Annotated in this window: 5 protein-coding genes; 3 read left to right on the top strand and 2 right to left on the bottom strand. The window is 57.8% G+C overall.

All coding sequences use genetic code 11. The annotated features are described in order from the left end of the window. Positions 1–589 (top strand): PhzF family phenazine biosynthesis protein (locus VGU61_RS04410; protein WP_326857885.1); only part of this gene is annotated, 589 nt, incomplete at its 5' end. A gap of 5 nt (positions 590–594) precedes the next feature. Here the strand turns inward: VGU61_RS04410 and VGU61_RS04405 are convergent. Beyond that, a complete protein-coding gene (locus VGU61_RS04405; RefSeq protein ID WP_326857884.1) occupies positions 595–996 on the bottom strand; it encodes a GFA family protein in 402 nt (133 codons plus the stop codon). Positions 997–1,277: 281 nt separating this feature from the next. On the opposite strand from VGU61_RS04405, the gene ppnN reads away from it, so the two are divergent. Further along, entirely contained in the window at positions 1,278–2,648 is a 1,371-nt protein-coding gene (ppnN, locus tag VGU61_RS04400) for a nucleotide 5'-monophosphate nucleosidase PpnN (protein ID WP_326857883.1), read from the top strand. Positions 2,649–2,707: 59 nt separating this feature from the next. Further along, entirely contained in the window at positions 2,708–3,682 is a 975-nt protein-coding gene (locus VGU61_RS04395; RefSeq protein ID WP_326857882.1) for a dienelactone hydrolase family protein, read from the top strand. 97 nt (positions 3,683–3,779) lie between these two features. Here VGU61_RS04395 and VGU61_RS04390 read toward each other — a convergent pair. Continuing rightward, positions 3,780–4,175: class I adenylate-forming enzyme family protein (locus VGU61_RS04390; protein WP_414691593.1), on the bottom strand; the 396-nt coding region annotated here is incomplete at its 5' end.

Raw genomic sequence — 4,175 nt, 5'->3', positions numbered from 1 at the left:
GTTGAAGCTCGAATTCAAGGTCGGCCTGGTGGATGTCAGCGCGCAGGAAGACACATGGACCTTCGTCGCCCCTGCATCCGGCATGCCGGAAACCCGCTCCACCGGACTCCCCGACGACTTCATTGCACGAATGGTCGGATTGACTGCAGCGGACTTGCTTGAGTCGCCGATGTGGGTGAATACGGGCACCGACCAGTTGCTCATGCCTGTAAGGTCGGTTGATGCGGTAGCTCGTGCTCAGCCGGCCGGCGACTTGCTGAACCAATGGCTGGTGAGCAGTCTGGGCAGGAAGACCGCTTACGTCTTCGCATTCGATGGAGATGCCGCGAGCAGCGCCGAGGTCGTCGCACGCTACTTTTTTACCATGCAAGGCGGCGGCGTAGCCGAAGATCCGGGTACTGGATCGGCTTGCGCCAACCTCGGAGGATGGCTGATCGCGGCCGGCAGACCGCTTCCTCGCAGTGTACAGATTCGCCAGGGCGAAGCCGTCGGCCGCAAATGCACACTGCATCTTCACGTCAGCGCGGAAAGGCGGATTCATGTCGGTGGCCGTGTGATTGAACTCGGCCGCGGTTTCGTCGATATCTGAATGGATTATTGATGTCCTGGCTGCCACTCCGCATGCGCAGGCACCGCATCATCGAACGTAAGCCAGGGTGCCGCGTGCGACTTCCAGATCATGAACTCGGGCCGCACTCCGGGATCATCGTCGAGCGTCGCCACGCGCAGGATCAGGTACGGCTTGCCTTCCCTGCTTGCCAGCAGATGCGACCCGCAGACGGAACAAAAATAACGCCGCTTTCCGGGCGACGACTCGAAAGACTTCAAGGCATCCTGTCCGGCGGTCCATCTGAAATCCGCCGGCTTGACCGCTGCTGCACTGTTGAACGCCGCTGCATGTGCCTTCCGGCAGGTACGGCAAGCACAATGCTGGATGGAGGACGCCAGCTTGTCGACTTCATAAGTCACTGTCTTGCATAGGCAGCTGCCCTTCATATTGTCTCCTTCATACGAATAATGCTTTTGCAGGGCGGCGGCCATCATTAAACGCTGCCGCGGGCCGCCGCGCCCGTGGAAATCCGAGTGTAATGAGCGCAGCGTTTGATGTCCATCATGCAAGCATTGATCTGTTCGCGCTGTCTTTACGGTTTGACATACAAAGGTAAGGAACCCGTATCGCTGCATTCGAGACCGTAATAGAATTGGACGCATGCTGTCGCGGTGCTTTAGCAACCCAGGCAATCACCATAACTACCATGTGAAATAACTGCGAATCTATGGAATACAACGTTGTCGATACACAAATTTCGCCGGAAGGCCGCCTTGAAATCCTCTCCAAGGCTGAAGTAGCAAAGCTGCTCGATACCAGCCAGGGCGGCTTATATGATGTATTCCGCAGCTGCTCGCTGGCGGTCCTCAACTGCGGCAACGGCTTGGACGATGGCAAGGAACTGCTCGAGCGCTACAAGAACTTCGATATCAGCATCATCCAGCGCGAGCGAGGCATCAAGCTCGACATGAAGAGCGCCCCTGCGCGCGCCTTCGTCGACGGCAAGATGATCAAGGGCATACATGAACACCTGTTTGCCGTTTTGCGCGACGTGATCTACATCAACGACGAGATTATCGGCAATCCGAAGTTCAATCTCGAAACCACCGAAGGCCTCACCGATTCGGTATTCCACATCCTGCGCAACGCCAATGTCCTGCGGCCGATGACCACGCCGAACATCGTCGTCTGCTGGGGCGGCCACTCGATTTCGCGCGAAGAATACGACTACACCAAGGATGTCGGCTATGAAATCGGATTGAGGGCGATGGATATCTGCACCGGATGCGGCCCGGGTGCGATGAAGGGACCGATGAAGGGTGCCGCGATCGCACACTCCAAGCAGCGCATCACCGGCGGCCGTTATCTCGGCTTTTCAGAGCCTGGCATCATTGCCGCCGAATCGCCGAATCCGATTGTGAACGACCTGGTGATCCTCCCCGATATCGAGAAGCGTCTGGAAGCGTTCGTGCGCGCGGGACATGGCATCGTGGTGTTCCCCGGCGGCGCGGGCACGGCCGAGGAGATACTGTACATACTCGGCATCCTGCTACATCCCGACAACGCGGAGCTTCCCTTCCCACTCGTCTTTACCGGTCCGAAGAGCGCAGCCGACTATTTCACGCAGATCGATCAATTCATCGGCGAAACGATAGGACCGGAAGCACAGCGGCGCTACAAGATCATCGTCGACGATCCGGTCCGCGTGGCGCAGGAAATGCAGGATGGCATGAAGCGAGTCCGTGAATTCCGCAAGGAGCGCAGCGATGCCTACTACTTCAATTGGCTGCTCAAGATCGATCACGAATTCCAGAAACCATTTTTCCCGACGCATGAAAACATGCGCAACCTGCGGTTGCAGAAGGACCAGCCCAGTCACTTGCTGGCGGCGAACCTGCGCCGCGCGTTCTCCGGCGTCGTGGCTGGCAATGTGAAGGATCAGGGCATCCGCGCTATCGAAAAACACGGCAAGTTCGAAATCCGTGGCGACGCGAAAATCATGGGGCCGATGGATGCGCTTCTGTCGTCTTTCGTTGCACAACACCGTATGAAACTTCCCGGAAAGAAATATAATCCTTGCTACCGCATCATCACCTAGATGCGGGAAGAAGAGGCCGCCGAAGAGCGGCCGATTCATACACGCCAAGGAGATAAACAATGAAGGTAGTAAAAAGCCTGGTTGCCGGCATCGCGATGGTGCTGGCCAGTTCCGTATGCGCACAACAATACGCTGGACGCACGGAAGTTCATCCGATACAAAGCATGACCTTGTCCACCGCCCAGTTCCTGAGCGGTAAAACAGACGGCAAACCGGTCACCCTCGCAGGCGAACTCCGTCTGCCGGTCGGTAAGCCGGGAACGAAATTCCCTACCCTGATCGCAGTCCACGGCTCGTCCGGAATCGGTATCAACATCGATCGCTGGGCGCATGAACTCAATTCAATCGGCGTTGCGGTTTTCCTGCTCGACTCCTTCAGCGGCCGGGGCATCACCAGCACCGTCGCCGATCAGGGCCTGCTGGACCATCTGGCCATGCTATACGACACTTACCGCGCGCTGGATCTCCTGGCCACTCATCCGATGGTCGACCCGCAGCGCATCGGCGTTCTCGGATTTTCAAAAGGCGGCGTAGCAAGCGTGTACGCGGCGATGGACCGGTTCAACGAAGCCTATGGCAGCAAGAAGGCGCGATTTGCGACATACATGGCCTTCTACCCGCCCTGCTACAAATATATCGATGACGAGAAAGTCGATGCCAAGCCGATCCGCATCTTCCATGGCGAGGCCGACGACTATGTGCCGATTGCACCATGCCGTGACTATGTCAGCCGCCTGCAGGCTCGCGGCGCGGATGTTTCCATCATCGGCTATGCGGATTCCTATCACGGCTTCGACTCGCAGACCTTGCCGCCGAAGGTGAGCCTGCCGCAGGCGCAGCAGGCCGTGAAATGCCGGCTGGAGGAAGGCGCGGGCGGCAGCATCATGAACATGGATACCGGCAAGCCGTTCGGCCGTACCGATGCCTGCACCGGCGTGGGCGCCACCGTTGGCTACAACAAGGATGCGCACATGAAAGCAATCGAGGACGTCAAGCGCGAAGTAAAAGCGGTATTCAAGATCGAGAGCAAATAAGGCGATCCGGGATCCGCGGTCAATACAATACGGACTGCCGTAAAAAAGGGTTGCTTGATGCAACCCTTTTTCATTTCCGGAGCGGTCAGGCAAATGCTTAGATCTTTGCTTCCCTATCCTGCCAATATTTGTCCCGCAGTTCCCGCTTGAGTATCTTTCCGGCGGCGTTGCGCGGAAATTCCTTCAGGATGGCAACCTCCTGCACCCGCTGGTAACGCGCACTGACCCGCCCGTTGATCCACTCCCTGAGTTCTTTTTCCGAAAGGGCGTCGGCACGTTTCAGCACCACCGCGGCGAGCGGAGTTTCACCCCATTTGTCGTGCGGGATGCCGAACACCGCCGCTTCCAGCACGTCCGGATGCCGGACCACGACCTCTTCGATATCGCGTGGATAGATCTTCACGCCGCCGCTATCGATCATTTCCTTTTTCCGGTCGACCAGGTAGAGAAAGCCGTCACCATCGACATAACCGAGATCGCCGGTGCGGAGCCA

Origin of the sequence: Noviherbaspirillum sp. (assembly GCF_035944575.1) — a bacterium.
Lineage (GTDB): Bacteria > Pseudomonadota > Gammaproteobacteria > Burkholderiales > Burkholderiaceae_D > Noviherbaspirillum.
This window is presented reverse-complemented; position numbering and strand designations above follow the sequence as displayed.